Genomic DNA, 24,636 nt, shown 5'->3' with positions numbered 1-24,636 from the left:
CGCGTCAAGCCGCCTGCGTACGGCGTACGCACTCGGTGACGACGTCCCGCAGGCTGCCGGTGCGCTCCAGCAGCTCGCGCTGCACGCGGGCGCCGTTGCCGTCCCGCAGCAGCCGGGCGGTGCCCTCCCGCGCCAGGCCCAGGTCGCCGCAGCTCTCCAGCGCCTCCTCGACGTGCTCCAGCAGCGCCCGCACGACCGCCTCGGCCGGCATCCGCCGCATCGTCGCCGGGTGCAGCAGCTCCTCCGTCAGCCCCGACCGGGCGGCGCGCCAGGCCGCGAGGCGCAGCAGGCTCACGCTGTGCTCGGCCGGCGGGATGCCCTCGCGCCACTCCCGCGCCGCCGTCTCCACCAGCGCGCGGGCCAGGGCCGCGACCAGGACGGCCGTGCCGGCGTCCAGACACACGTCCGCGACCCGGAACTCGACCGTGGGGTAGCGCTGGGAGAGCCGGACGTCGAAGTAGATCATCCCCTCGTCGAGGATGGTGCCGGTCGCCACCATGTCGGCCACCCGGCGGTGGTAGGTCTCCGCCGACCCGAACAGCTCCGTCGGACCGGCCGAGGGCCAGCGCTGCCAGACCCGGCTGCGGTAACTGCTGTACGCCGAGTCCTTGCCCTGCCAGAAGGGCGAGTTCGCGCTGAGCGCGGCCAGCACCGGCAGCCAGGGCCGGACCCGGTCGATGACCGCGACGCCCTCCTCGTCGGAGTCCACCGACACGTGCACGTGGCAGCCCAGCACCAGCTGCTCCTGGACGACCACCCCGTACTGCTCGGCCATCCACCGGTAGCGCCGGTTCATGCCGACGGCCGGACTGACCGGCAGCGGCGAGGTGGCGAGCGCGGCCACGGCGCACCCGATGCCGCCCGCGTGCCGGCCGGCCTCCTGACGGCAGCGGGCGATCTCCGCGTGCAGCCGGCCCATGTCCGCCTGCGGATGCGTGGCGAACTCGAGCATCTGCTCGTGCAGCTCCTTCTCGAACACGTCCTGTTCGGCGTCGTCCAGTGAGGCCCGGGCGAGCACGGCGGCGGACAGCGCCCGCGGCTCGCCGGTCTCGGGATCGACCAGGAGGAGTTCCTCCTCCACTCCGACGGTGCGCACGTGATGCCCCTTTTCTGCGGTGCCCGGTCGCGGTGACGACGAGGTCTGCTGGTCTCAGGACCACCGACTGCCCGGTCAGGGGCGTCGGACACCTCGTCGCGCCGCCGAGCCTCACAGGGAGTGCGGCACCAGCCACACCGTCGCCAGCGGAGGAAGCGTGATCCGGATGGTCCCGTCCTCCGGCTTGACCGGGTCCGGGTCGGTGACGCCACTGCCGCCGTACTCCTCGGCGTCCGTGTTGAGGACCTCCCGCCAGGCGGTGGCGTCGTCCCCGACGTGGAGCGCGTAGTCGTGGCGGACCACGGGGGAGAAGTTCGACACCGCGAGCAGGGGAGTGCCGTCGGCGTCGAAGCGCAGGAACGCGAAGACGTTGTCCTCGGCCGCGTCCACGGCGACCCAGCGGAAGCCGGCGGGGTCGGTGTCGCGCTGCCACAGGGCCGGGGTCCTCCCGTAGCACCGGTTCAGCTCGCGCACCAGGGACTGGACGCCCCGGTGGTCGCCCGCCGAGTGGTACCCCTCGTCCAGCAGCCACCACTCGGGCCCCTGCTCCTCGGACCACTCGGCGCCCTGGGCGAACTCCTGCCCCATGAACAGCAGCTGCTTGCCGGGGTGGGCCCACATGAAGCCCAGGTACGCCCGGACGTTCGCCCGTCGCTGCCACCAGTCGCCCGGCATCTTCGACACCAGCGCCTGCTTGCCGTGCACCACCTCGTCGTGGGAGATCGGCAGGCAGTAGTTCTCGCTGTACGCGTACACCATCGAGAAGGTCATCTCGTGGTGGTGGTACTTGCGGTGCACCGGCTCGTGGGCGACGTACTCCAGCGAGTCGTGCATCCAGCCCATGTTCCACTTCAGGCCGAAGCCGAGGCCGCCGGTGTCGGTGGGCCGGGTCACCCCGCCCCACGCGGTCGACTCCTCGGCGATCGTCACCACGCCGGGGCAGCGCCGGTAGACGGTCGCGTTCATCTCCTGGAGGAACGCCATGGCCGCCAGGTCCTCCCGGCCGCCGTACACGTTGGGCTCCCACTGGCCCGAGTCACGGGAGTAGTCCAGGTAGAGCATCGAGGCGACCGCGTCGACCCGCAGGCCGTCGATGTGGAACTCCTCGCACCAGTACACGGCGTTGGCGACCAGGAAGTTGCGCACCTCGGTGCGGGCGAAGTCGAACGTGTAGGTCCCCCAGTCCGGGTGGGTCGCGCGACGCTCGTCCCCGGGCTCGTACAGCGGCTCCCCGTCGAAGCGGGCCAGCGCCCAGTCGTCCTTCGGGAAGTGGGCCGGCACCCAGTCCATGATCACGCCGATGCCCGCCCGGTGCAGGGCGTCGACGAGGTACCTGAAGTCGTCCGGGGAGCCCAGCCGCGCGGTCGGCGCGTAGAAGCCGGTGACCTGGTAGCCCCAGGACGGCCCGTAGGGGTGCTCGGCGACCGGCATCAGCTCGACGTGGGTGAAGCCCAGGTCCTTGACGTACGCGGGCAGCACATCGGCCAGCTCGCGGTAGGTCAGCCCCGGCCGCCAGGACGGCAGGTGCACCTCGTACACCGAGAACGGCGCCTCGTGCACGGGCGTGTCGGCGCGGGTGCGCATCCACTCGGCGTCGCCCCACGCGTAGTGGGACGCCGTCACCACGGAGGCGGTGTTCGGCGGCTCCTCGGCGGCGCGCGCCATCGGGTCGGCCTTCAGGGAGCGGTGCCCGTAGCGGGAGTGGATCTCGAACTTGTAGCGGGTGCCCTCGCCCACGCCCGGCAGGAACAGCTCCCACACCCCGGTCGAGCCGAGCGAGCGCATCGGGAAGGCGGTGCCGTCCCAGTGGGTGAAGTCGGTGGCGACCCGCACCCCCTGGGCGTTCGGCGCCCACACCGTGAAGCGGGTGCCGGTGACGCCCTCGTGCGTCATCGGTTCGGCGCCCAGCGCCCGCCACAGCTGCTCGTGCCGGCCCTCACCGATCAGGTGCAGGTCCAGCTCGCCGAGGGCGGGCAGGAAGCGGTACGGGTCGTGCGTCTCCTGCTCGCCCACCTCGTACGCCACGGCGAGGGTGTACGAGGGGATCGCGTCCAGCGGCAGTACGCCGGAGAAGAGGCCGTCGCCCTCCGACACGAGGGGACGGCGCTCTCCGTCGACGACCACGCTCACCTCGCGGGCGAACGGGCGCAGCGCCCGGAAGACGACGCCGCCGGGGACCGGGTGGGCGCCGAGCAGGGCGTGCGGGTCGTGATGGGCGCCCGCCAGCAGGCGCCCCCGGTCGACCGGGTCGAGGGGCGGGGCGGTCGCGCACCCGCCGGGGGCGGGCGGGACGGGACCGGACGGCTCGGGGAGCGAGGTGTCGCGGAGGGCCACGGGTCAGTCTCCTCTCACGGCGAGTCGTTCGATCGCCGCCATGGGTACGGGAAGCCAGTCGGGGCGGTGCCGGGCCTCGTACAGCACCTCGTACACGGCGCGGTCCGTCTCGTAGGCGCGCAGCAGGCCGTGCTTCTTGCGGGGGTCCCACCCGGCGCGGGCGGCGTAGCCCGCGCAGAACGCCTCCCGGCAGCGGCGCGCCCACTCGGGACGCCACGGGCGGCGCTGCCGGGCGGCGTAGTCGAAGGAGCGGAGCATGCCCGCGATGTCCCGGACGGGGGAGTGGGCGCTGCGCCGTTCGGACAGCGGTCGGGACGGCTCGCCCTCGAAGTCGATGACGAACCAGTCGCGTCCGGCCCGCAGCACCTGCCCCAGGTGCAGGTCGCCGTGGATGCGCTGGGCGGGCGGCCCGGAGTCGCAGGTGGACAGCGCCGCGAAGGCCGCCCGCAGACCGGGGACGAAGGGCTGCAGCGCCGGTACGCAGTGCGCGGCGGCGGTCAGCCGTTCGGTCATCGCGGCCGCCGTACGGCCGTTCTCCCCGGGCGGGCCGGGCGGGAAGGCCTCGGCGAGCGCGAGGTGGACGTCGGCCATGGCCCGTCCCAGCTCGTGGGCCTGCACGGTGAAGTCGTCCCCGGCGGCCAGCGCGTTCAGGGAGAGGGTCCAGCCGTCGGAGGCGTCGTTCAGGAACGGCTGGAGGACGCCCAGCGTCGCCTCGTACGGATGGGTGGTCCGCATCCAGGCCACCGGTGCGGGGACCCGGTCGCAGCCCTGCCGGGCCAGCGCGTCCGGGACCTCCAGGTCCGGGTTGACGCCGGGCTGGACGCGCCGGAAGAGCTTGAGGATGAACTCGTCCCCGTAGATCAGCGACGAGTTGGACTGCTCGGCGTCCAGCAGCCGCGGCGCGAGTCCGCCGGGCACCGGCCGGGAGGGGTCGGCCTCGAAGCGCAGGGGGCCCGCCTTGCCGGGGTGCCGCAGGCGCTCCAGGAGCAGTTGGGCGGTCCGCGGGTCGTGCAGCGCGTCGTAGACCGTCCGGCCGGCCAGCGGCCCGTCCTGCACCCGGCCGATGACGGCCCGGCCCAGGCGCGGCGACGGATGCTCGCGCACGCCGAGCAGCAACTGGTAGCAGTCGCCGGCCGGGGGAGCGCCGCCCGGGGCGGGCACGGGCCCGTGCCCGGTGTGCACCAGCAGGTGCAGACAGCCCGGGAACAGCTCGGTCATGGACAGCAGACCGAGCTCGGCCACGGGCCGGTCCTTGCCCGCGAACCAGCGCTGGCGCGGCAGCCACTCGCGCAGCAGCCCGTCGAGCGACGCCATCGGCTCGGCGAGGTGCGCGCGTCTGGGGCGCAGGGATGCGGTCTTCGGCATGGTGACGCGTCCTTTCCTCGGCCCGCGCTCAAACGCGGCGGCCGATGCGGGATGCGACTCGGGTGAGCCGGAACCAGTAGAAGCCGTGTCCGCCGAGGGTCAGCAGGTACGGCAGTTCGCCGATCGCGGGGAAGCGGACGCCGCCGAACAGCTCCACCGGGTGGCGTCCGGCGAACTCGCGCAGGTCCAGCTCGGTGGGCTGGGCGAACCGCGCGAAGTTGTGGACGCACAGCACCAGGTCGTCCTCGTACTCCCGCAGGAAGGCCAGCACCGCGGGGTTGGAGGAGGGGAGTTCGGTGTAGGTGCCGAGGCCGAAGGCCGGATTCTGTTTGCGGATCTCGATCATGCGGCGGGTCCAGTGGAGCAGGGAGGACGGCGAGGCCATGGACGCCTCGACGTTCGTCACCTGGTAGCCGTAGACCGGGTCCATGATGGTCGGCAGGTACAGGCGCCCCGGATCACAGGTCGAGAAGCCGGCGTTGCGGTCCGGCGTCCACTGCATCGGGGTGCGGACCGCGTCGCGGTCGCCGAGCCAGATGTTGTCGCCCATGCCGATCTCGTCGCCGTAGTAGAGGATCGGCGAGCCGGGCAGGGACAGCAGCAGCGCGGTGAACAGCTCGATCTGGTCCCGGTCGTTGTCCAGCAGGGTGGCGAGTCTGCGCCGGATGCCGATGTTGGCGCGCATGCGCGGGTCCTTGGCGTACTCCGCGTACATGTAGTCGCGTTCCTCGTCGGTGACCATCTCCAGGGTCAGCTCGTCGTGGTTGCGCAGGAAGATGCCCCACTGGCAGCCGGACGGGATGGCGGGGGTCTTGGCGAGGATTTCCGAGACGGGGTAGCGGGACTCGCGGCGCACGGCCATGAAGATGCGGGGCATGACCGGGAAGTGGAAGGCCATGTGGCACTCGTCGCCGCCGGAGGCGTAGTCGCCGAAGTAGTCGACCACGTCCTCCGGCCACTGGTTGGCCTCCGCCAGCAGCACGGTGTCGGGGTAGTGCGCGTCGATCTCGGCGCGCACCCGCTTGAGGAAGGCGTGGCTGGCGGGCAGGTTCTCGCAGTTGGTGCCCTCCTCGGCGTAGAGGTAGGGCACGGCGTCCAGCCGGTAGCCGTCCACCCCGAGGTCCAGCCAGAACTTGAGCGCGGCCAGCATCTCCTCCTGCACGGCCGGGTTCTCGTAGTTCAGGTCCGGCTGGTGGGAGAAGAAGCGGTGCCAGAAGTACTGGCCGCGGACCGGGTCGTAGGTCCAGTTGGAGGCCTCGGTGTCGACGAAGATGATGCGGGCGTCGGCGTAACGGGTGTCGTCGTCGGCCCAGACGTAGTAGTCGCCGTAGGGGCCGTCGGGGTCCTTGCGGGACTCCTGGAACCACGGGTGCTGGTCGCTGGTGTGGTTCATGACGAAGTCGATGATCACGCGCATGCCGCGCTGGTGGGCGGCGTCCACGAACTCGACGAAGTCGGCCAGGTCGCCGAACTCCGGCAGGACGGCGGTGTAGTCGGAGACGTCGTAGCCGCCGTCGCGCAGGGGCGACTTGAAGAAGGGCGGCAGCCACAGGCAGTCCACGCCCAGCCATTGCAGGTAGTCCAGCTTGGCGGTCAGGCCCTTGAGGTCACCGATGCCGTCGCCGTTGGAGTCCTGGAAGGAACGGACGAGCACCTCGTAGAAGACGGCTCGCTTGAACCAGTCCGGGTCGCGGTCCTTGGCCGGGGTGTCCTCGAACTTGTCCGGCACGGGCTCGTTCACGGTCATGAGGCTGCGGACCCTTCGTTGCGGGGCGCGGCGGCGGACGGCCGGCGGATGTGGAGGACGTGGGCGGGGGCCCGGCCGGGCTCCAGCCGCACGTAGTTCGTGCGGCCCCAGTGGTAGGTCTCGTCCGTGAGTTCGTCGTGGACCGGCACCGACGCGTGCCAGTCCAGGCCGAGCTGCGGCATGTCGAGCGAGATCGTGGCCTCCTGGGTGTGGTGGGGGTCGAGGTTCGCCACCACCAGCACGACGTCGGACCCCTCACGTTTGCTGTACGCGATGACGGCGTCGTTGTCGGTGTGGTGGAAGCGGAGGTTCCTGAGCCGGTGCAGCGCGGGATGGGCCCGGCGGATGGTGTTGAGGCGGGTGATGAGGGGGGCGATGGTGGTGCCCTCGCGGGCGGCGGTGGCCCAGTCACGGGGTTTGAGCTGGTACTTCTCGCTGTCGAGGTATTCCTCGCTGCCTTCGCGCAGGGGGGTGTTCTCGCACAGTTCGTAGCCGCTGTAGATGCCCCAGGCGGGGGAGAGGGTGGCGGCCAGGACGGCGCGGACCTCGAAGGCGGGCCGGCCGCCGTGCTGGAGGTAGGCGTGGAGGATGTCGGGGGTGTTGGCGAAGAAGTTGGGCCGCATGTAGGAGGCGGCGTCCCCCGTCAGTTCGGTGAGGTACTCCGTCAGTTCCTGTTTGGTGTTGCGCCAGGTGAAGTAGGTGTAGGACTGCTGGAAGCCGATCTGGGCCAGGGTGTGCATCATCGCGGGGCGGGTGAAGGCCTCGGCGAGGAAGACGACGTCGGGGTCGGCGCGGTTGATCTCGCCGATGACCCGTTCCCAGAAGACGACGGGTTTGGTGTGGGGGTTGTCGACGCGGAAGATCCGCACGCCGTGGTCCATCCAGTGGCGCAGGACGCGGACGGTCTCGGTGACCAGGCCGTCGAGGTCGGCGTCGAAGGCGATGGGGTAGATGTCCTGGTACTTCTTGGGCGGGTTCTCGGCGTAGGCGATGGACCCGTCGGGGCGGTGGTGGAACCACTCGGGGTGTTTGTGGACCCAGGGGTGGTCGGGGGAGCACTGGAGGGCGAAGTCGAGGGCGACCTCCAAACCCAGGCGTGCGGCCTCGGTGACGAAGTGGTCGAAGTCGTCGAGGGTGCCCAGGGCGGGGTGGATCGCGTCGTGGCCGCCCTCGGGGGAGCCGATGGCCCAGGGGACACCGACGTCGTCGGGACCGGCGGAGAGCGTGTTGTTGCGGCCCTTGCGGTGGGTGGTGCCGATGGGGTGGATGGGCGGGAGGTAGACGACGTCGAAGCCCATCGCGGCGATCGTGGGCAGCCGGCGGGCGGCGGTGCGGAAGGTGCCGTGGGGCCGGTCGGGGGTGCCCTCGGAACGGGGGAAGAACTCGTACCAGGCGCCGTACAGGGCGCGTTCGCGCTCCACCAGCAGCGGCAGCGGGTCCGAGGTGGTGACCAGTTCCCGCAGCGGGTGCCGGGCCAGCACCGCGTCCACCTCCGGCGTCAACGCCCCCGCCAGCCGGGTGGCCACCGGGAGCGTGTCGTCGAGCAGGGTCTCGGCGGCGGCCAGCACCACGGCACGGCCGGCGTCCTTCGGCACCCCCGCGGCGGCCCGCCGGTACAGCTCGGCGCCCTCCTCCAGGACCAGCCCCGTGTCGATGCCCGCCGGCACCTTGATCCGGGCGTGTCGCTGCCAGGTGGTGACCGGGTCGCTCCACGCCTCGACCCGGTAGGTCCACTCGCCCGGGGCGTCCGGGGTGACCTCGGCGCCCCACCGGTCGCTGCCCGGGGCCAGCTCCCGCATCGGAGTCCAGGGACCCGGCCGCCCCTCGGGGTCCTTCAGTACGACGTTGGCGGCCACCGCGTCGTGCCCCTCGCGGAACACGGAGGCGGTGACCTCGAACGTCTCTCCTGCCACCGCCTTCGCCGGGCGCCTGCCGTGATCCACCACCGGGTGGACGTCCCGCACCGGGATACGCCCGATCTCCACGGTCGTGCTCATCCGTTCTCACCTCCGCCGTGCTCGGGGCCGGGCGCCGGCCCGGCCGATTGGGTCAAGCCGCGCCGGAGGGGGTCTTCCGCCCCGACGGGGAGAGCAGGTCCGGTTGTTCCTGCGCACAGGTGACGAGATTGGTCCGCAGGTACCGTTCGGCCGCCTCCGCGGCCTCCCGCGCGCACCGCTTTCCCATCAGCACGCACAGGGTGTAACCGGAATCCTCGAAGGTGGCCCGGATGCCCACGTCCGCGGGGGACGCCAGCATCGAGCGTTCCCAGGCGCGGTAGAGCCGCAGCTGCCGGGCGACCTCTGACTTGGCAGGGAGCAGCATGGCCGGTCACCTTCCGGACGGTCCGGTACGGACGATCGAGTTCTTCACACATGGTGCACGCGTGGTGACTCGCCGTCTTGTTGGATCTTCAACTGATTTCTCGTGTTGCACGAATGGGCTACGGCTCCCACGCTGGAGTGACTCAGAAGCGAACATCGCTCACGCTTCGTGATCGGGGAGCCCGTCCCCCAAGGGACGAGGAGGAGCGAGAGCCCCTTCGCGGTGAGGAGCCACGACGATGAAGACCGCAGTGCCCTGCTACTACCACCTCGACGTGGAAGTGAGCCCGGAACGGGTCGGACAGGTCAGGCGCATCCTGGCCGCTCACCTCCGGTTCTGGGACCTGGAGAACCTCGTCGAACCCGTCTGCACCGGCGCCGAGATGCTGCTCCGGGCCATCGACGAGCACGCGAGCGACAAGCACACGTCGATCGAGATGTGGTGGAACCGCCAGCACCTCATCACGGCCGTGGGGGGCAACGACCACGCGCTCCGTCCCGACCAGGACCTGCGCACCTGTCTGCAGCACCTCGCCGCGACCAGTGACGGCTGGGGCTGCTGCGCCGCCGACACGGGGGCCAAGGTCATCTGGTTCTCGCAGCGGGCCCGGGCCGGCGAGCGGGTCCCGCTGGTCGCGACGGCACCGGAACCGATCACCCAGGAGGGGCTGGAAGTGCCGCGAGAGATCATGCCGATGGCCCGGCTGGGCCGTCCCGCCGACATCGTGAACGGCGTCCTGGAGGAGGCCCGGTGACCCGGGCGAGGCCGAACTGGAAAGGGGCGCCCGTGTGGAGCGGGCTCCCCTACCCCCTGGGGGCCGTGTACGACGGACAGGGCACCAACTTCGCCCTGTTCAGCGAGGTCGCCGAACGCGTCGACCTCGTCCTCGTCGACGACGACGGCACCCACAGCACGATCCCGCTGCCCGATGTCGACGGCTTCGTCTGGCACTGCTACCTGCCCGGCGTCGGCCCGGGGCAGCGCTACGGCTACCGGGTCCACGGTCCGTGGGCCCCGTCCGTGGGCCACCGGTGCAATCCGAAGAAGCTGCTCCTCGACCCGTACACCCGCGCGGTGGACGGGATGGTGGACAACCACGCCTCCCTCTTCGAGCGCGCCCAGGGCAGGCCCGACCCCGGCGACAGCGCCGGCCACACGATGCTCGGCGTGGTCACCGACCCCTACTTCGACTGGGGCGACGACCGCCCGCCCCGGCACCCGTACTCGGAGTCCGTGATCTACGAGGCGCATGTGCGCGGCCTGAGCCGCACCCACCCCGACGTGCCCGAGGAACTGCGCGGCACCTACGCCGGGTTGGCCCACCCCGCGATCGTGGACCACCTCACGTCCCTCGGCGTCACCGCCGTGGAGCTGATGCCGGTGCACCAGTTCGTGCACGACGGTCACCTCCGCGACCGGGGACTGTCCAACTACTGGGGCTACAACACCATCGGCTTCTTCGCGCCCCACAACGGCTACGCGGCCCTCGGCACCCGGGGTCAGCAGGTCACCGAGTTCAAGTCGATGGTCAAGACGCTGCACGAGGCTGGCCTCGAAGTGATCCTCGACGTGGTCTACAACCACACCGCCGAGGGCAACGAGAAGGGCCCCACCCTCTCCTTCCGGGGCATCGACAACGCCTCCTACTACCGCCTGGTGGACGGCGACTGGCAGCACTACTACGACACCACCGGCACCGGCAACAGCCTGCTGATGCGCCACCCCTACGTGCTCCAGCTGATCATGGACTCGCTGCGGTACTGGGTCACCGAGATGCACGTCGACGGCTTCCGCTTCGACCTCGCGGCGACCCTGGCCCGGCAGTTCCACGAGGTGGACCGGCTCTCCGCGTTCTTCGACCTCATCCAGCAGGACCCGGTGATCAGCCGCGTCAAGCTGATCGCCGAGCCCTGGGACGTCGGCGAGGGCGGCTACCAGGTCGGCAACTTCCCGCAGCTGTGGTCGGAGTGGAACGGCATGTACCGGGACGCGGTACGGGACTTCTGGCGCGGCGAGGACCACACCCTCGGCGAGTTCGCCTCCCGGCTGACCGGCTCCTCCGACCTCTACCAGCACAGCCGGCGCCGCCCCCGGGCCAGCGTCAACTTCGTCACCGCGCACGACGGGTTCACCCTGCGCGACCTCGTCTCGTACAACGACAAGCACAACGAGGCCAACGGCGAGGGCAACCGGGACGGCGAGAGCCACAACCGGTCCTGGAACTGCGGCACGGAGGGCGACACCGAGGACCCGGCCGTCCGGGAGCTGCGCGGCCGCCAGCAGCGCAACTTCCTCGCCACGCTGATGCTCTCGCAGGGCATCCCGATGCTCTGCCACGGGGACGAGCTGGGCCGCACCCAGCGCGGCAACAACAACGCCTACTGCCAGGACAACGAGATCTCCTGGATCGACTGGCGGCTGGACGACGAGCAGCGCGCGCTGCTGGACTTCGTCCGGCGCCTCATCGCGCTGCGCGCCGACCACCCCGTGCTGCGCCGCCGCCGCTACTTCCGCGGGGAGACCGTCACCCACGTGGACCAGCCGCTGCCCGATCTGGTGTGGCTGCGGCCGGACGCCCGCGAGATGTCCGACGACGACTGGCGGCGCGGCGACGCGCACACGGTCGGTGTCTTCCTCAACGGCGACGCCATCGCCGAGCCGGACTCCCGCGGCCGGCCCGTGACCGACGACTCCTTCATCGTGCTGCTCAACAGCCACTGGGAGCCGGGCGACTTCCGGCTGCCCGACGCCACCTACGGAGAGCGCTGGACGACCCTGATCGACACCGCGGACCCGGAGGGCGTCCCCGACGAGGCGGAGCACAAGGCCGGCACCCTGGTCCACGTCGAGCAGCGCAGCCTGGTGCTGCTCTCCCGGCCGTCCCGCAACGGCCGGTGAGCAGCCCGTGAGGTCAGCCGCCGAAGCGGCGCGCGGTCACCGTGAACTGCGCGCCGTCGGTGTCCCGGAGCACGGCCTCGTCGTCGCCCAGCGACAGCACGCTGCCCCCGTGCCGTTCGGCGGTGCGGGCACAGGCGGCGACGTCCTCCACGGCGAAGTGCACCTGCCAGTGCGGCCGGATGGACGGGTCGGGCGCCGCCTCCAGGGCGCCCGACTCGATGCGCGCCACCACGTCGCCCTGGTTGCGCAGGACCACCTCGTCGCCCTCGTACTGGACCTCGCAGCAGCCGCCGGGCTCCGCCCAGTCGAAGACCCCGCCGTAGAACATGGCGGCGTCGAAGGCGTCGCGGGTGTGCAGCCGGATGAAGGCGGGGCGCGAGGCACGCCAGGTCTCCCAGTCGGAGAACAGCTCCCCCTCCCAGATGCCGAAGGTCGCGCCGTCCCGGTCGGCCAGCAGGGCCGCACGCCCGGGTGGCAGCGAGATCGGGCCGACCGCGGCCGTGCCGCCGCGCTCGGCGGCCCGCGACACCGCCTCGTCCGCGCTGCGCACGGCGAAGTACGGCGTCCAGGCCACCGCCATCTGCCACATCGCGGCGACCGCGGCGACACCGGCGACCGGTACCCCGTCGACCAGCGCGATGCGGAACGGTTCGCCCAGCTTGGCGGGCCGCCACCGCCAGCCCAGCACGGCGGAGTAGAACTCCTCGGTGATCTTCAGGTCCCGGCTGGTCAGGCTCACCCAGCAGGGAGCCCCGTACACGGAGTGGGTGGACAGGAGGCTCTCCTCGCCGGCGGGGAAGGGCATGTCGTGTTTCATGGCAGTCGCGTCCTGGTCTCGTCCACCGGCAGCCACCGGCTCCACACCAGTGTCCGGCCGGGAGTGCGGCGGGCGCCTGTCGAGTACCCCGGGCGCGGCGCCGAAACGGTGGTGGGACGGCCCCGGACGGCCCAGTGGCGCGGGGCGGGACATGCGGTGACGATGGACGCGCCGGGGCCGCTGAGCCCGGCGCAGGCGGCGGTGACCCGCCGGACCCGGAGGTGATCATGCCCGCGGACCGGGGCTCGGACCAGATCGTCCAGCTGCAGGAACAGATCAGGCAGCTGAAGGAGGCGGTCGTCTCGCACGCCGTCGTGGACCAGGCGATCGGGATGATCGTGGCCCTCGGCCGCGTCACCCCGGATCAGGGGTGGGCCGTACTCAAGGAAGTTTCCCAGCATACGAACATCAAACTGCGCAATGTGGCAGAAATGATACTCATCTGGGGGCGCACCGGAGTGATGCCGACGGAGATATGCGCGGTCCTCGAGGAGGTCCTGGACCGGCGCGGACCGGTCCAGGTCCCGGGAGCCTGGCCGCGGATCACCCGCTGACCGTCAGCGGGCCTCCGCGAGGATCTCCTCCCGTATGCGGTCGAAGCAGCCGCTGAGCAGCCGGGACACGTGCATCTGGGAGATGCCGAGCTGCTGGGCGATGCGGCTCTGCGTCATGCCGCCGAAGAACCGCAGGTAGAGGATGGTGCGCTCGCGTTCGGGCAGGGCCTCCAGGCACGGCCGCACCGCCACCCGGTCCACCACCGTGTCGAAGGCCGGGTCCGGGCCGCCGAGCGCGTCCCCGAGGGCGTATCCGTCGGTGCCGGGCATCTCCGCCTCCAGGGAGAGCGCCGTGAAGCACTCGAGCGCCTCCATGCCGGTGCGCACCTCGACCGTGGTCAGCTGCGCGTGCTCGGCGATCTCCTCGACCGTGGGGGCGCGTCCCGGCGTGGTCTGCGCCAGCTCCTTCGCGGCTCTGCGGACGCGGTTGCGCAGGTCCTGGATGCGGCGCGGCACGTGCAGGGTCCACATGTGGTCGCGGAAGTGCCGCTTGATCTCGCCGGTCACGGTCGGCACGGCGTACGCCTCGAAGGCGTGGCCGCGTTCCGGGTCGTAGTGGTCGACGGCCTTCACCAGGCCCAGGGCCGCCACCTGGTAGAGATCCTCCAGGTTCTCGCCGCGGCCCCGGAAGCGGACCGCGATCCGCTCGGACATGGGCAGCCAGACCCGGATCAGTTCGTCCCGCAGGGCCCGGCGCTCGGGGCCGTCGGGCAGAGCGGCGAGCCGGTCGAACGCCGCGGCCGTGTCGGGGGCGTCGTCATGGGGGTGGGGCTTGGTTCGGCCGGTGCTGTGCATCAGGCGCACCTCCCTCAGCAGGGGTGCTGGCAAGTCCTCGTATATATGGATACTGAGCGCGAAAGTCCCGGCCTGCCACCCGAACGGCAGCCGGCCGGTGAGCGGGCCGCCTCGGCCGCCGGACGTGATGTGCGGCACCCTTCGGCGGACGGTCCCGCACGGGCGCCGGCGGATCGTCGCTGGGCAGCGCTTGATCACCGAGCAAAAGGGGCGAATCCCCTGGCCACAGCGCATTCCGCTCATTTGACAGTGCACTGAGCGCACAGATAGGAAGCAGCGTCGAGAGGTCGAGAGGGGCACCGTGTACGAGCCGAACGTGGTCGGGGACTGGCAGGAGTACGAGGGGCACGCCGGGCTGCGGGTCCGTGTCCACCGTCTTGAGCCGGCCGAGCCGCCGCGTGGACGCGACGACGCCGCCGAGGGGCTGACGTACTTCCGCGTCCGGGTGACCGTCGAGAACCGGGGTGCCCGGCAGGTCACCGTCCATCTGGAGGACGGCCAGATCGACGTGCGGATCGGTCCCGACGGGGAGAGCGCCTTCCTCGACTGGCGCAACTCCCAGTTCATCGAGGGCTTCGACGTCTACCCCCTGCGCCGGGCCACCGCCGTGCTCTACGCCGCCGGGCCCGAGGCGAGCCTCGACCAGGTCGACGTGCAGGTGCAGTTGCGGGTGGACGAGGAGTGGGCCGACCGGCGGCTGTGGACCGGCGGACTGGGACTGCCCGGCGGGGAGTGCGGGACCTCGCCCGGCACCGCGCGCGAGGAAGGACTGGCGCACCAGGTGAGCGCCTTCCTGCGGGACCAGGCGGAGGAGGGAACCGCCTGATCCCCGCCGCCTGACCTCCGTCGCCGGTCCCGCCGCCCGGTCGTCCTCGCCTGCCGACGCCCCGCGCTCAGTGCTCAGTGCGCGATGCCGTCGATGATCTCGCGGGCGCCCTGCCGCAGCAGCGCCACGGCGACCGAGGTGCCCAGCGTCGCCGGGTCGAGCCGGCCGGCCCATTCGTGGGCGTTCAGCCGGGTCTTGCCGTCCGGGGTGAACACACAGGCCCGCAGGGAGAGTTCCCCGCCGCGGTCCACCCGGGCGTACCCGGCGATCGGGCTGTTGCAGTGGCCCTGCAGCACATGCAGGAACATGCGCTCGGCCGTGGCCTCCCGGTGCGTCCTCGGGTCCCCGAGGCCGCTCACCGCGTCGATCAGGTCGCCGTCGCCCTCGCGGCACTGCAGGGCGAGGATGCCCGCCCCGATCGGCGGCATCATCGTCTCGGGGGAGAGGACCTCGCTGATCACGTCGCGGCGGCCGATGCGCTCCAGCCCGGAGACCGCGAGCAGCAGGGCGTCCGCCTCGCCGGCCGCCAGCTTGGCCAGCCGCCGGTTGGCGTTGCCCCGGAACGGCACGCACGTCAGATGCGGGTGGGTGGCGGCCAGCTGGGCGACGCGGCGCACCGACGAGGTGCCGACGCGGGCACCGTCCGGAAGCTCGTCCAGCGTGAGCCCGCCCGGGTGGACCAGGGCGTCCCGGATGTCGTCCCGCTCCAGGAACGCGGCGAACACCGTGCCCGCCGGCAGCGGCCGGTCGGCGGGCACGTCCTTGACGCAGTGCACCGCGAGATCCGCCTCGCCCGACAGCAGCGCGGTGTCGACCTCCTTGGTGAACGCGCCCTTGCCCTCCACCTGCGACAGGTCGCCGAGCCACTTGTCGCCGGTGGTCTTCACCGGTACGACCTCGGTGCGCACGCCGGGGTGGAGGGCCGCCAACTCGGCCCGGACGCGCTCGACCTGCGCCAGGGCCATGGGGGAGTCGCGGGAGACGATACGGATCAGCTCGGGGACGGCCATGCGGACACGATAGTGCGCGCGGGGGACGCCCGGGGTCGCGGTTCGCTCGACCGGCCCCGTCCTTTCCGGTCGTCTCAGGCGTTCGGGTCGAAGGAGATGCCGGCGGGCTTCGCCGCCGCGAGGTGGGAGGCGAAGCTCCCGTCCTTCAGGCCGAAGTTGGCGCTGCCGAAGTCGTACGCGCTCAGCTTCTCGCGCACTCCGGCGGGATAGCCGTTCCAGCCGACCAGCGTCGGGTACTGCCAGCTTCCCCGGTGGTTCTCGGGCGGCTCGTCCCCGGCGGTGGCCAGGCGGAAGCAGTGGGTGCTGATGCCGTCCTTGTGGTAGACGATCTTCGGATGGGTTCCGTCGAAGCGGACCGCCGACCGCGCGTGCACGCTGAACGAGCCGTGGTTGGAGGTCGACACGTACTCGACCACGCCGTCGCGCACCCACACCACGACGTGCTCCCAGTCGTGCCGGTGGCCGCCGAGGCTGCTGCCGGGCAGCGCCTGGTCCTTCTCGAAGTAGAGGCCGTACATGTAGGCGCACCAGCCGTTGTCGCACTTGGCGCGCGCGTAGCCGTTGGTGTTGTCCAGGTCCGCGGCGTCCCGGCAGTTGCCGTTGAGGGCGCCGGTCGGGTTCAGACCGCCGTTGACCGTACCGTCGGCGCCGATGGCCGGCGTGGGGTAGCAGCCGTCGGTGTCGTAGTCGTAGGCGGGCTGGTACGCCCGCTCCAGGCTGTCGGCGTTGCCGGGCAGCCCCGGGGGAGGGGCGGCGAACGCGGTGGCGGGGAAGGCGAGGACGAGGGCGAGGGCACCGAGCGGTGCGGTGAGCCATCTCCTGCGGCGGGCGGGGGCGGGGGCGGTGGCACGCGAAGCCATCGCGTCCTCCTCTGAGTCCGGGCGCAGCCCAACGGCTGTGGGGGGAAAGGGAGTTCAGAGTCCCGCCTTTTCACTTCCGTGCCAAGGGTGTACGGGCGTCCCCGCGGTGAAGCCCGGCCCAACAGTTGATCACGCGTCACACCGGATCGTCGGGAAGGTCCGCGGCCGACTCCTCGGGAGCCAGGTCCGGGCGGAGCCTGAGCCAGGAGGGCTGGCGCAGCATGCCCTCGCGGGTGCGGGTGCTGTAACGGACCTCGCCGACCAGCCGGGGCATCACCCAGCGCGCTCCCGGCACCGGCGGCACGGGATCGAAGGGGCACGTGTCCGTCGCCGCGGCCCGCAGCAGCGCCGCCAGCTCGTCGCGCTCGGCCGCGCTCCAGCCGGTGCCGACCCCGCCGACGTAACGCAGGCGGCCGGCGGCGCGCTGGCCGACCAGGACGGCGCCCGGGAGCCCGGCGAGCCGCCCCTTGCCGGGCAGCCAGCCGCCGATCACGACGTCCTCGCTGCGCATGTTGCGGATCTTGATCCAGGCACGGGAGCGGACCCCCGGCTCGTACACGGAGTCCAGCCGCTTGCACACCAGGCCCTCCAGGCCGTGCTCCCGGGTGGCCCGCAGGGCCTGCTCGCCGTGGCCGACCAGCGCGGCCGGGGTCGACCAGGACGGACCGCTCAGGCCGAGGTCCGTGAGCCGTTCGCGGCGGCGGGTGTAGGGCTGCCGGAGCAGGGACTCGCCCGCCAGGTGCAGGGCGTCGAAGAGCACCAGGTGGACGGGGGCCTTCGCCGCCCGGTGCGCGGCCCGGCCCGGGGCGTGCGCCAGACCCATGCGCGACTGGAGCAACTGGAAGTCGGCGCGCCCTTGTTCGTCCAGGGCCAGCACCTCCCCGTCCAGCACGGCGGGGGTGGAGCCGAGCGCGGTGGCGAGCGGCGCCAGTTCCGGATAGGCGGCCGTGATGTCCTGGCCCGAGCGGGCCCGCAGCAGCACGCCGCCGTCGCCGGGCAGGTAGACGATCACACGCTGACCGTCCTGCTTGGTCTCGTAGGCCCAGCGCGTGTCCTGCCCGGCGGGCGGCAGGGTGCCGGACGTGGCGAGCATCGGAGGGATCAGCGGCAGCTCCACGGGTCAGTACTCGACGCGCCCGGGCGCGGCCACGCGCGTCGCCCGCCAGGTTCGCCTGAACGGCGCCGGCCCCGCGGGACCGGCGCCGTCGGCGTCAGCGGACGGGGGCGGCCTGCGCGCCGGTCCCGGTGACCGGCGCCGGACGGGCCGGGCTCCCGGCGTCCGGCCGGTGCCGCGGGATGAAGGAGGCGATCACGAAGGCGAGCAGGGCCGCGCCCGCCCCGATCCCCATGACCACCTTGAAGGCGTCCTTCGACGGCAGCGCGAAGCCGCCGACGCTGACGGTCATCTGGGCCAGGACCACGCCCGCCAGCGCGCTGGCGAGGGAGGTGCCGATGGACCGCATGAGCGTGTTGAGGCTGTTCGCGGCGGCCGTCTCGCTCGCCGGCACCGCCCCCATGATCAGCGCGGGCATCGCGCCGTAGGTGAAGCCGATGCCCGCGCTGATGACGCAGGAGGCCAGCACCAGCTGCCAGACCTCGGCCATCAGCACGATGTTCAGCCCGTAGCCCGCGGCGACGATCACGGCGCCGATCATCAGGGTGACCTTCGGGCCCTTGGCCTCGGAGACCTTCGCCGAGACGGGGGCGAAGGCCATCATCACCAGACCGGACGGCGCCATCACCAGACCGGCGGTCAGCAGGGAGCGGCCGAGGCCGTAACCGGTCGCCTCGGGCAACTGGAGGAGCTGCGGAAGGACGAGGGACATCGCGAACATCGAGAAGCCGATGGCTATGGACGCCAGGTTGGTGAACAGCACCTGACGGCGGGCGGTGGTGCGCAGGTCCACCAGCGGCTGCGGGGAGCGCAGCTCCCACCGGCCCCACACCAGCAGGATCACCACCGCGGCCGCGAACAGACCGAGGGTGGTGCCGCCGGTCCAGCCCCAGTCGGCGCCCTTGGAGATCGCCAGCAGCAGGCAGACCAGACCGGCCGCCATGCCGATGCCGCCGGGCACGTCGAAGCGACCGCCGGTGCGCACCGCCGACTCGGGCACGAGGGCCAGCACCAGGACCAGGGCGACGGCGCCGAGCGCACCGGAGAGCCAGAAGAGCATGTGCCAGTCGAGGTTGTCCGCGATCAGCGCGGCGGCGGGCAGGCCGAGCGCGCCGCCGACGCCGAGCGAGGCGCTCATCAGGGCGGTGGCGCCGGCCAGCCGCTCGGCGGGCAGCTCGTCGCGCATGATGCTGATGCCGAGCGGGATCACCGCGGCGGACAGGCCCTGCAGGGCGCGGCCGACGACCATCGGCACCAGGGTGTCGCTGAGTCCGCAGACCGCCGAGCCGACGATGAGCAGCACCAGGCTGAGCAGCAGCATGCGCCGCTTGCCGACCATGTCGCCGAGGCGGCCGACGACCGGGGTGGCCACCGCCGCGGCGAGCAGCGTGGCGGTCACCGCCCAGGCCGCGTCCGAGGCCGGCGCGTCCAGCAGCCTGGGCAGCTCCGGCACGATCGGGATGACCAGGGTCTGCATCAGTGACACGACGATCCCGGCCAGGGCCAGTACCGCCACGACGGCGCCGGGCCGCGGGGCGGTGGGGGAAGCGGGCATGGAGCAGCCTTTCGGGGGAGGGCTTCGGAACGGACTCGGAACGGACTTCGGTACCGAGGAGCGACACTTTAAGTCAGTCGCTTGACGTATCTTACGGCGCGGGGGTGGGCGCGCTCGTGGGGGCCGGGGCGGCGGCCCCGGGCCGGTGGTGCGTAAGCTCCCGGGGAGAAGCGCCGCATGGCGGCGGACCTGCGACGACTCGAGGGACTGGCCGCCGCGGGCCGTAAGGAGAGTCCCGACGCGGTGGTGAGCATGGCGGGCAGGACGGTACGGACGGAACAGGTCAGCGCGACCCGGCAGCTGATCCTGACCACCGCCGAGCGGCTGTTCGCCGAGCACGGCGTGTACGCGGTCTCCAACCGCCAGGTCAGCGAGGCCGCGGGACAGGGCAACAACGCGGCGGTCGGCTACCACTTCGGCACCAAGGCCGACCTCGTCCGGGCCATCGCCCAGCGGCACTCGCTGCGGGTGGAGGAACTGCGGGCCCGGCAGCTCGCCGGCCTCGGGGACTCCACGGACCTGCGGGACTGGGTGGACTGCCTGGTGCGGCCACAGTTCGACCACCTCGCGGCACTGGGCAGTCCCACCTGGTACGCGAGGTTCTGCGCCCAGGTGATGACCGACCCGGCGCTGCGGCAGATCATGGTCGACGAGTCCCGCGCCTCCGCGTCGCTGCGGGAGATCGTCGCGGGGCGCGACCGGTGCATGCCCGCGCTGCCCGCCGAGGTCCGCGCCGAGCGGGGCGACATGGCCCGCCACCTCATCGTGCACACGGCGGCCGAGCGGGAGCGCGCCCTGGCCGAGGGGCGTCCCACTCCTCGCGCCAGTTGGCAGGAGGCGGCCGACGGGCTCGTCGACGCGATCGTGGCCATGTGGCTCGCACCCGTCACCGCCCGGCCGAGGGCCTGACGGGCGCGGCTTTCCTCAGTCCGGCGGGGACGCGCAGGCCGCGTGGGGAGCGGTCCGCCGACGGCCGGCAGGACCCGGGAGGCTGCCGTCAGCGACAGCCGTCCCTCACCGGCACGGTGTCGCGCCGCGCGTCCGGGTCCGCGCCCGGCGCCCTCGCCGCCGTATCCGAGCCGGACGCGGGCCGAGCCGGACGCGAACCGGTTCCTACCGTCGAGTAATATCGCGCGCCAGTCCCCGAGGAGGAACCGTGCCCCGTTCCCGACGCTCACCCCTGCTGCTCGCCGGCCTGCCGGCCACCGCCGGCGCCGCCCACTTCGCCCGCCCCCGCGTGTTCGACGCGATCGTGCCGCGCGGCCTGCCCGGCACGCCCCGCGCCTGGACGTACGCCAGCGGCGCCGCGGAACTGGCGCTCGCCGCGGGCGTCGCTCTGCCCCGCACCCGCAGGGCCGCCGCGCTGGCCACGGCGGCCTTCTTCGTCGGGGTGTTCCCCGCCAACGTCAAGATGGCCGTGGACTGGCGGCACCGCCCCACGCCGCAGCGGGCCGCCGCCTACGGCCGTCTGCCGGTGCAGGTGCCGCTGGTGCTGTGGGCCCGCAGCGTGGCCAGGGGCAGCGAGGGCCGGTCGTGAGCCGGGTGCCCCGCGTCGGGGACAGGGTCGACGACTTCACGCTGCCGGACGAGACCGGGACCCCGCGCCGCCTGTCCGGCCTGCTCGCCGACGGCCCGGTCGTCCTCTTCTTCTACCCCGCCGCCCTGACCCCCGGCTGCACCGCGCAGGCGTGCCACTTCCGGGACCTCGCCGCCGAGTTCGCCGCCGTCGGCGCCCGCCCCGTCGGCGTGAGCGGCGACCCCGTGGAACGGCAGCGGGAATTCACCGGACGCCACACCCTCGGCATGCCGCTGCTGTCCGACGCCGACGGCCGGGTCCGCGAGCTGTTCGGGGTGAAGCGGGATTTCGGCCCGCTCCCCACCAAACGGGTCACCTTCGTCGTCGGCCGGGACCGCACCCTGCTCGAGGTCGTCCGCAGCGAGCTGCGGATGAACGCCCACGCCGACCGCGCCCTGGCGGCACTGCGCGCGCACCGAGCGTAGGCATCCGTGACCGTTGCGGTTGAAACCCTGCCGCAACGGGTCAATCCTGGACGCTATGGAGCATGCCTCCGCCGTGGCGACCCTGGACACCCGCGGCACGGTGACGGCGTGGAGCGAGGGCGCCCGACGGCTGACCGGCCACGCGGCCGAAGAGGCGGTGGGACGGGACGCACGCGAGCTGCTCGCCGGGGACGTGCCGCCCGAGGGTCTGTCGGAACTCTCGGCCACCGTGCTGCTCCGTCACCGCGACGGCTCGACGGTGCCCGCGCACGTGCGCGCGCTGCCCCTGCTCGGGCCGGCCGGCACACCGCAGGGCTGGGCCCTGACCGCGGGCCCGCCCGAACCCCCGACGCCTCCGCTGACCGGGGAGACCTTTCAGCAGGCTTCCCTGTCGATGTCCGTGCACGACGTCGAGCAGCACTACCTCCAGGTCAACGACATGGCGCGCCGCATGCTCGGACTGCCGCCGGAGAACCTGATCGGACGGCGGCTGTCGGACGTCATGGAAGAGATCGACGCCAACGGCACGGACTTCGAACGGCACCTGCGGCGCGTCACCGAGACCGGCCGGGCCGCACGCTACGAGACCTTCACCCCGGCCTCCTCCCGGCTCGGCGAACACGCATGGACCATCGAGATGTGGCCGGTGCGCGACGCCTCCGACGAGGTGGCCGCCGTGGCCGTGGCTGGCTTCGAGAGCACCCTCCAGCACCGGGCGCGCCAGCGGCTGGCCCTGCTGAACGAGGCCGCCGCCGGCATCGGCACCACCCTGGACGTCACCCGGACCGCCGAGGAACTCGTCGGCTTCCTCGTGCCCCGCTTCGCCGACTTCGCCAGCGTCGACCTGCTCGACTGGGTCCTCGGCACGGAGGAACCGCTCACGGCGGTGACCGGGGGCGTCGCGCTGCGCCGCGTCGCGCACGACTCCGCCACCGAGGGCGTTCCCCGGCCGTCCGTGCACCTGGGCGCGGCCGATGTCTACCCGCCGTACTCGGCACCCGCCCGGGCACTGGCCCTGGGCCAGGTGGTGCTGTCCGGGCCGGGCGACCCGGACTTCGACCGGTGGATGCGCGTCCGCAACGAACAGGCCCCGCACAACCGTTCCTTCAGGGAACGCGTCCGCTCCGCCCTGGCCGTGCCGCTGAAGGCCCGCGGCACCACCCTCGGAGTGGCGGTGGCCGTCCGCGTCGCGCCCCGGGAGCCCTACGCCGACGACGACCTCGTCCTCGCCGAGGAACTCGCCAGCCGGGCCGCGGTCTGCGTCGACAACGCACGCCGCTTCGCCCGCGAACGCGCCACCGCGCTGGTCCTCCAGCACAGCCTGCTGCCCCGGGGCCTGCCCGGACCCGCGGCGGTCGAGGTGGCCCACCGCTATCTGCCCTCGGTCTCCGCGGCCGGCATCGGCGGCGACTGGTTCGACGTGATCCCGCTGTCCGGCAGCCGCGTCGCCCTCGTCGTCGGCGACGTCGTCGGACACGGCATCCCGTCCACGGCCACCATGGGCCGCCTCTGCACCGCCGTCCGCACCCTGGCCGACGTGGACCTGCCGCCCGACGAACTCCTCACCCACCTCGACGACCTGGTCACCCACCTCGTGGCCGGCGACACCGGCAACGAGGTCGCGGAACTGGGCGCCACCTGCCTCTACGCCGTCTACGACCCGGTCTCCCGCCGCCTGACCGCGGCCGCCGCCGGCCACCCCGCGCCGGCCGTCGTCCTGCCCGACGGCACCACCCGGCTCCTGGCGATGACGGCGGGACCGCCGCTCGGCGTCGGAGGGCTGCCGTTCGAGGCGACCGAGACCGAACTGCCCGAGGGCTCCGTCGTCGCCCTCTACACCGACGGTCTGGTCGAGGACCGCGACCGGGACGTCGACCACGCCACCGAGGAACTGTGCCGCGCCCTGACCGCGCCGGCCGCCTCGCTCGACGCCCTGTGCGACACCGTGCTCAAGGCCGTCCTGCCGGAGGAGCCCAGCGACGACGTGGCGCTGCTGCTCGCCCGCACCCGGGCGCTGGGCGCCGACCAGATCCGCACCTGGGACATCCCCCAGGACCCGGCGCACGTCGCCGACGTCCGTCGCTCCGTCAACGAGCGGTTGGCGGCCTGGGGACTGGAGGAGACGGCCTTCGTGCTGGAACTCGTGGTCAGCGAACTCGTCACCAACGCCATCAGGTACGGCGAGCCGCCCATCCAGCTCCGGCTCATCCGCGACGGCGCCCTCATCTGCGAGGTCTCCGACGGCAGCTCGACCTCACCGCACCTGCGCCGGGCCCACGCCTACGACGAGGGCGGCCGGGGCCTGCTGCTGGTCGCCCAGCTCACCGAGCGCTGGGGGAGCCGCCAGACCACCACCGGCAAGACCATCTGGGCCGAACTGTCCCTGCCCGCCGAGTGATCCCCTGCCCCTGGGGCGGAGGATCAGTCGGCGGGCCCTGCCCTCCGCGGCGCCCCGGGCGACCGCACCGCCCGCTCCAGCGGGTCAGAACTCCTCGTGCGCCTCCGGGTCACCGCCGATCCGGCGGTGTGCGCGGTCCGCGACGGCGCGCATCTGCGCGTCGTCCAGCTCGAAACCGAAGACGTCGAGGTTGGCCCGCTGCCGGGCGGGGTCGGCGGACTTGGGGATCGGCACCGCGCCGAGCTGCGTGTGCCAGCGCAGGACCGCCTGGGCGGGCGTCACGCCGTGCGCGCCGGCGACCGCCGCCACGGCCGGATCGTCCAGCAGGTCGCTGCCGCGGCCCAGCGGGCTCCAGCTCTCGGTGCGGATGCCCTTGCGCTCGTGGAAGGCGCGCAGCTCCTCCTGCGGGAAGAGCGGGTGCAGTTCGATCTGGTTGACGGAGGGCAGCACCCCGGTCTCCTTCTCCAGCCGCTCGATGTGCGCGGCGGTGAAGTTGGAGACGCCGATCGAGCGCACCAGGCCCTCCTCGCGCAGCTTGACCATGGCCCTCCAGGAGTCGGCGTACTTGTCGACCCGGGGCAGCGGCCAGTGGATCAGGTACAGGTCGACGTACTCCAGGCCGAGCCGCGCGCGGGACTCCTCGAAGGAGGCGAGCGTCTCCTCGTAGCCGTGGTGCCGTCCGGGCAGCTTGGTCGTGACCACGATCTCCTCGCGCGGCACGCCGCTGTCGGCCACGCCGCGGCCGACGCCGGTCTCGTTGCGGTAGTTGGCCGCCGTGTCGATCAGGCGGTAGCCCGACTCCAGGGCCTCGCGGACCGCCCGGCGGGCCTCGTCGTCCGTCATCGGCCAGGTGCCGAGCCCCAGCGCGGGGAGCGTGGTGCCGTCGTTGAGCGTGTGCGTCGGGATGCTGATCACCGTGGGACCTTCCCTCGAACGTGCGCGGC

Annotated in this window: 21 protein-coding genes; 8 read left to right on the top strand and 13 right to left on the bottom strand. The window is 72.6% G+C overall.

From position 1 onward, the window contains the following. Positions 1–4: 4 nt before the first annotated feature. The 6 genes from ACFZP7_RS03770 to ACFZP7_RS03745 form a co-directional block, all read right to left on the bottom strand. The gene (locus ACFZP7_RS03770) at positions 5–1,096 is read right to left on the bottom strand and encodes a glutamate--cysteine ligase (RefSeq protein WP_385633845.1); all 1,092 of its coding nucleotides are present in this window, start codon (positions 1,094–1,096) and stop codon (positions 5–7) included. A 111-nt stretch (positions 1,097–1,207) separates the two neighbouring features. Next, a complete protein-coding gene (gene glgB, locus ACFZP7_RS03765; protein WP_385633844.1) occupies positions 1,208–3,430 on the bottom strand; it encodes a 1,4-alpha-glucan branching enzyme in 2,223 nt (740 codons plus the stop codon). A 3-nt stretch (positions 3,431–3,433) separates the two neighbouring features. Beyond that, positions 3,434–4,795, bottom strand: coding sequence for a maltokinase N-terminal cap-like domain-containing protein (locus tag ACFZP7_RS03760; RefSeq protein WP_168723625.1), 1,362 nt, complete (start codon positions 4,793–4,795; stop codon positions 3,434–3,436). 28 nt (positions 4,796–4,823) lie between these two features. Beyond that, entirely contained in the window at positions 4,824–6,542 is a 1,719-nt protein-coding gene (gene treS, locus ACFZP7_RS03755; protein ID WP_086878704.1) for a maltose alpha-D-glucosyltransferase, read from the bottom strand. Further along, positions 6,539–8,539: an alpha-1,4-glucan--maltose-1-phosphate maltosyltransferase gene (locus ACFZP7_RS03750; protein ID WP_385633843.1), complete on the bottom strand. Its 2,001-nt coding sequence runs from the start codon at positions 8,537–8,539 to the stop codon at positions 6,539–6,541. The genes treS and ACFZP7_RS03750 overlap by 4 nt, the downstream gene beginning before the upstream one ends. A gap of 52 nt (positions 8,540–8,591) precedes the next feature. Then, the gene (locus ACFZP7_RS03745) at positions 8,592–8,864 is read right to left on the bottom strand and encodes a DUF5133 domain-containing protein (protein WP_019324075.1); all 273 of its coding nucleotides are present in this window, start codon (positions 8,862–8,864) and stop codon (positions 8,592–8,594) included. Between the two features lie 238 nt (positions 8,865–9,102). On the opposite strand from ACFZP7_RS03745, the gene ACFZP7_RS03740 reads away from it, so the two are divergent. Both ACFZP7_RS03740 and glgX read left to right on the top strand, forming a co-directional pair. Beyond that, positions 9,103–9,618 carry a hypothetical protein gene (locus ACFZP7_RS03740; protein WP_031020436.1) on the top strand — a complete coding sequence of 172 codons (516 nt, stop codon included), beginning with the start codon at positions 9,103–9,105 and terminating at the stop codon, positions 9,616–9,618. Further along, the gene (gene glgX / locus ACFZP7_RS03735) at positions 9,615–11,762 is read left to right on the top strand and encodes a glycogen debranching protein GlgX (RefSeq protein WP_385633842.1); all 2,148 of its coding nucleotides are present in this window, start codon (positions 9,615–9,617) and stop codon (positions 11,760–11,762) included. The genes ACFZP7_RS03740 and glgX overlap by 4 nt, the downstream gene beginning before the upstream one ends. 13 nt (positions 11,763–11,775) lie before the next feature. Here glgX and ACFZP7_RS03730 read toward each other — a convergent pair whose 3' ends face one another. Next, positions 11,776–12,579: a VOC family protein gene (locus ACFZP7_RS03730; protein ID WP_046250693.1), complete on the bottom strand. Its 804-nt coding sequence runs from the start codon at positions 12,577–12,579 to the stop codon at positions 11,776–11,778. Positions 12,580–12,806: 227 nt separating this feature from the next. Between ACFZP7_RS03730 and ACFZP7_RS03725 the strand changes: the two genes are divergently transcribed. Next, on the top strand, positions 12,807–13,133 hold the full coding sequence (locus ACFZP7_RS03725; RefSeq protein WP_175437918.1) for an ANTAR domain-containing protein: 327 nt from the start codon (positions 12,807–12,809) through the stop codon (positions 13,131–13,133). Positions 13,134–13,136: 3 nt separating this feature from the next. On the opposite strand, the gene ACFZP7_RS03720 is transcribed toward ACFZP7_RS03725, so the two are convergent. Beyond that, the gene (locus ACFZP7_RS03720) at positions 13,137–13,928 is read right to left on the bottom strand and encodes an RNA polymerase sigma factor SigF (protein WP_031020441.1); all 792 of its coding nucleotides are present in this window, start codon (positions 13,926–13,928) and stop codon (positions 13,137–13,139) included. A gap of 301 nt (positions 13,929–14,229) precedes the next feature. On the opposite strand from ACFZP7_RS03720, the gene ACFZP7_RS03715 reads away from it, so the two are divergent. Then, positions 14,230–14,754, top strand: a complete 525-nt coding sequence (locus ACFZP7_RS03715; RefSeq protein ID WP_019324082.1) for a hypothetical protein — start codon at positions 14,230–14,232, stop codon at positions 14,752–14,754. A 74-nt stretch (positions 14,755–14,828) separates the two neighbouring features. Here the strand turns inward: ACFZP7_RS03715 and hemC are convergent, their stop codons facing one another. From hemC to ACFZP7_RS03695, 4 genes are all read right to left on the bottom strand, one after another. Further along, the gene (gene hemC, locus ACFZP7_RS03710) at positions 14,829–15,764 is read right to left on the bottom strand and encodes a hydroxymethylbilane synthase (protein ID WP_385633841.1); all 936 of its coding nucleotides are present in this window, start codon (positions 15,762–15,764) and stop codon (positions 14,829–14,831) included. Positions 15,765–15,838: 74 nt separating this feature from the next. Then, positions 15,839–16,624 (bottom strand): NPP1 family protein, encoded by a 786-nt coding sequence (locus tag ACFZP7_RS03705; RefSeq protein WP_192341689.1) that lies wholly within the window; start codon positions 16,622–16,624, stop codon positions 15,839–15,841. Between the two features lie 136 nt (positions 16,625–16,760). Beyond that, positions 16,761–17,741: a non-homologous end-joining DNA ligase gene (gene ligD, locus ACFZP7_RS03700; protein ID WP_385633840.1), complete on the bottom strand. Its 981-nt coding sequence runs from the start codon at positions 17,739–17,741 to the stop codon at positions 16,761–16,763. Positions 17,742–17,835: 94 nt separating this feature from the next. Next, positions 17,836–19,293, bottom strand: coding sequence for an MFS transporter (locus tag ACFZP7_RS03695; RefSeq protein WP_127441965.1), 1,458 nt, complete (start codon positions 19,291–19,293; stop codon positions 17,836–17,838). 252 nt (positions 19,294–19,545) lie between these two features. Between ACFZP7_RS03695 and ACFZP7_RS03690 the strand changes: the two genes are divergently transcribed. The 4 genes from ACFZP7_RS03690 to ACFZP7_RS03675 all read left to right on the top strand — a co-directional run bounded on the left by ACFZP7_RS03690 (position 19,546) and on the right by ACFZP7_RS03675 (position 23,692). Continuing rightward, positions 19,546–20,202 carry a TetR/AcrR family transcriptional regulator gene (locus ACFZP7_RS03690; protein ID WP_029392862.1) on the top strand — a complete coding sequence of 219 codons (657 nt, stop codon included), beginning with the start codon at positions 19,546–19,548 and terminating at the stop codon, positions 20,200–20,202. A gap of 247 nt (positions 20,203–20,449) precedes the next feature. Then, positions 20,450–20,830 (top strand): hypothetical protein, encoded by a 381-nt coding sequence (locus tag ACFZP7_RS03685; RefSeq protein ID WP_385633839.1) that lies wholly within the window; start codon positions 20,450–20,452, stop codon positions 20,828–20,830. Continuing rightward, a complete protein-coding gene (locus ACFZP7_RS03680) occupies positions 20,827–21,294 on the top strand; it encodes a peroxiredoxin (RefSeq protein WP_030973678.1) in 468 nt (155 codons plus the stop codon). Before ACFZP7_RS03685 ends, ACFZP7_RS03680 begins: the two co-directional genes overlap by 4 nt. Before the next feature lie 55 nt (positions 21,295–21,349). Beyond that, positions 21,350–23,692, top strand: a complete 2,343-nt coding sequence (locus ACFZP7_RS03675) for a SpoIIE family protein phosphatase (RefSeq protein WP_385633838.1) — start codon at positions 21,350–21,352, stop codon at positions 23,690–23,692. Between the two features lie 84 nt (positions 23,693–23,776). Here the strand turns inward: ACFZP7_RS03675 and ACFZP7_RS03670 are convergent, their stop codons facing one another. After that, positions 23,777–24,607, bottom strand: coding sequence for an aldo/keto reductase (locus ACFZP7_RS03670; RefSeq protein WP_322500477.1), 831 nt, complete (start codon positions 24,605–24,607; stop codon positions 23,777–23,779). Positions 24,608–24,636: the final 29 nt, after the last annotated feature.

The organism is Streptomyces sp. SudanB5_2050, assembly GCF_964272335.1.
GTDB classification, from domain to species: Bacteria; Actinomycetota; Actinomycetes; order Streptomycetales; family Streptomycetaceae; genus Streptomyces; species Streptomyces rochei.
Note: the sequence above shows the minus strand (reverse complement) of the source record. Positions and strands in the feature narration are given on the sequence as shown.

Bases quoted from the DNA above. Each gene is read 5' to 3' on its own strand.
- ACFZP7_RS03690 (WP_029392862.1), top strand. From the start codon at position 19,546: ATGGCGGGCAGGACGGTACGGACGGAACAGGTCAGCGCGACCCGGCAG.
- ACFZP7_RS03745 (WP_019324075.1), bottom strand. From the start codon at position 8,864: ATGCTGCTCCCTGCCAAGTCAGAGGTCGCCCGGCAGCTGCGGCTCTAC.
- ACFZP7_RS03675 (WP_385633838.1), top strand. From the start codon at position 21,350: ATGGAGCATGCCTCCGCCGTGGCGACCCTGGACACCCGCGGCACGGTG.
- treS (WP_086878704.1), bottom strand. From the start codon at position 6,542: ATGACCGTGAACGAGCCCGTGCCGGACAAGTTCGAGGACACCCCGGCC.
- hemC (WP_385633841.1), bottom strand. From the start codon at position 15,764: ATGGCCGTCCCCGAGCTGATCCGTATCGTCTCCCGCGACTCCCCCATG.
- ACFZP7_RS03740 (WP_031020436.1), top strand. From the start codon at position 9,103: ATGAAGACCGCAGTGCCCTGCTACTACCACCTCGACGTGGAAGTGAGC.
- ACFZP7_RS03725 (WP_175437918.1), top strand. From the start codon at position 12,807: ATGCCCGCGGACCGGGGCTCGGACCAGATCGTCCAGCTGCAGGAACAG.
- ACFZP7_RS03730 (WP_046250693.1), bottom strand. From the start codon at position 12,579: ATGAAACACGACATGCCCTTCCCCGCCGGCGAGGAGAGCCTCCTGTCC.
- ACFZP7_RS03705 (WP_192341689.1), bottom strand. From the start codon at position 16,624: ATGGCTTCGCGTGCCACCGCCCCCGCCCCCGCCCGCCGCAGGAGATGG.
- ACFZP7_RS03720 (WP_031020441.1), bottom strand. From the start codon at position 13,928: ATGCACAGCACCGGCCGAACCAAGCCCCACCCCCATGACGACGCCCCC.
- ACFZP7_RS03760 (WP_168723625.1), bottom strand. From the start codon at position 4,795: ATGCCGAAGACCGCATCCCTGCGCCCCAGACGCGCGCACCTCGCCGAG.
- ACFZP7_RS03695 (WP_127441965.1), bottom strand. From the start codon at position 19,293: ATGCCCGCTTCCCCCACCGCCCCGCGGCCCGGCGCCGTCGTGGCGGTA.
- ACFZP7_RS03750 (WP_385633843.1), bottom strand. From the start codon at position 8,539: ATGAGCACGACCGTGGAGATCGGGCGTATCCCGGTGCGGGACGTCCAC.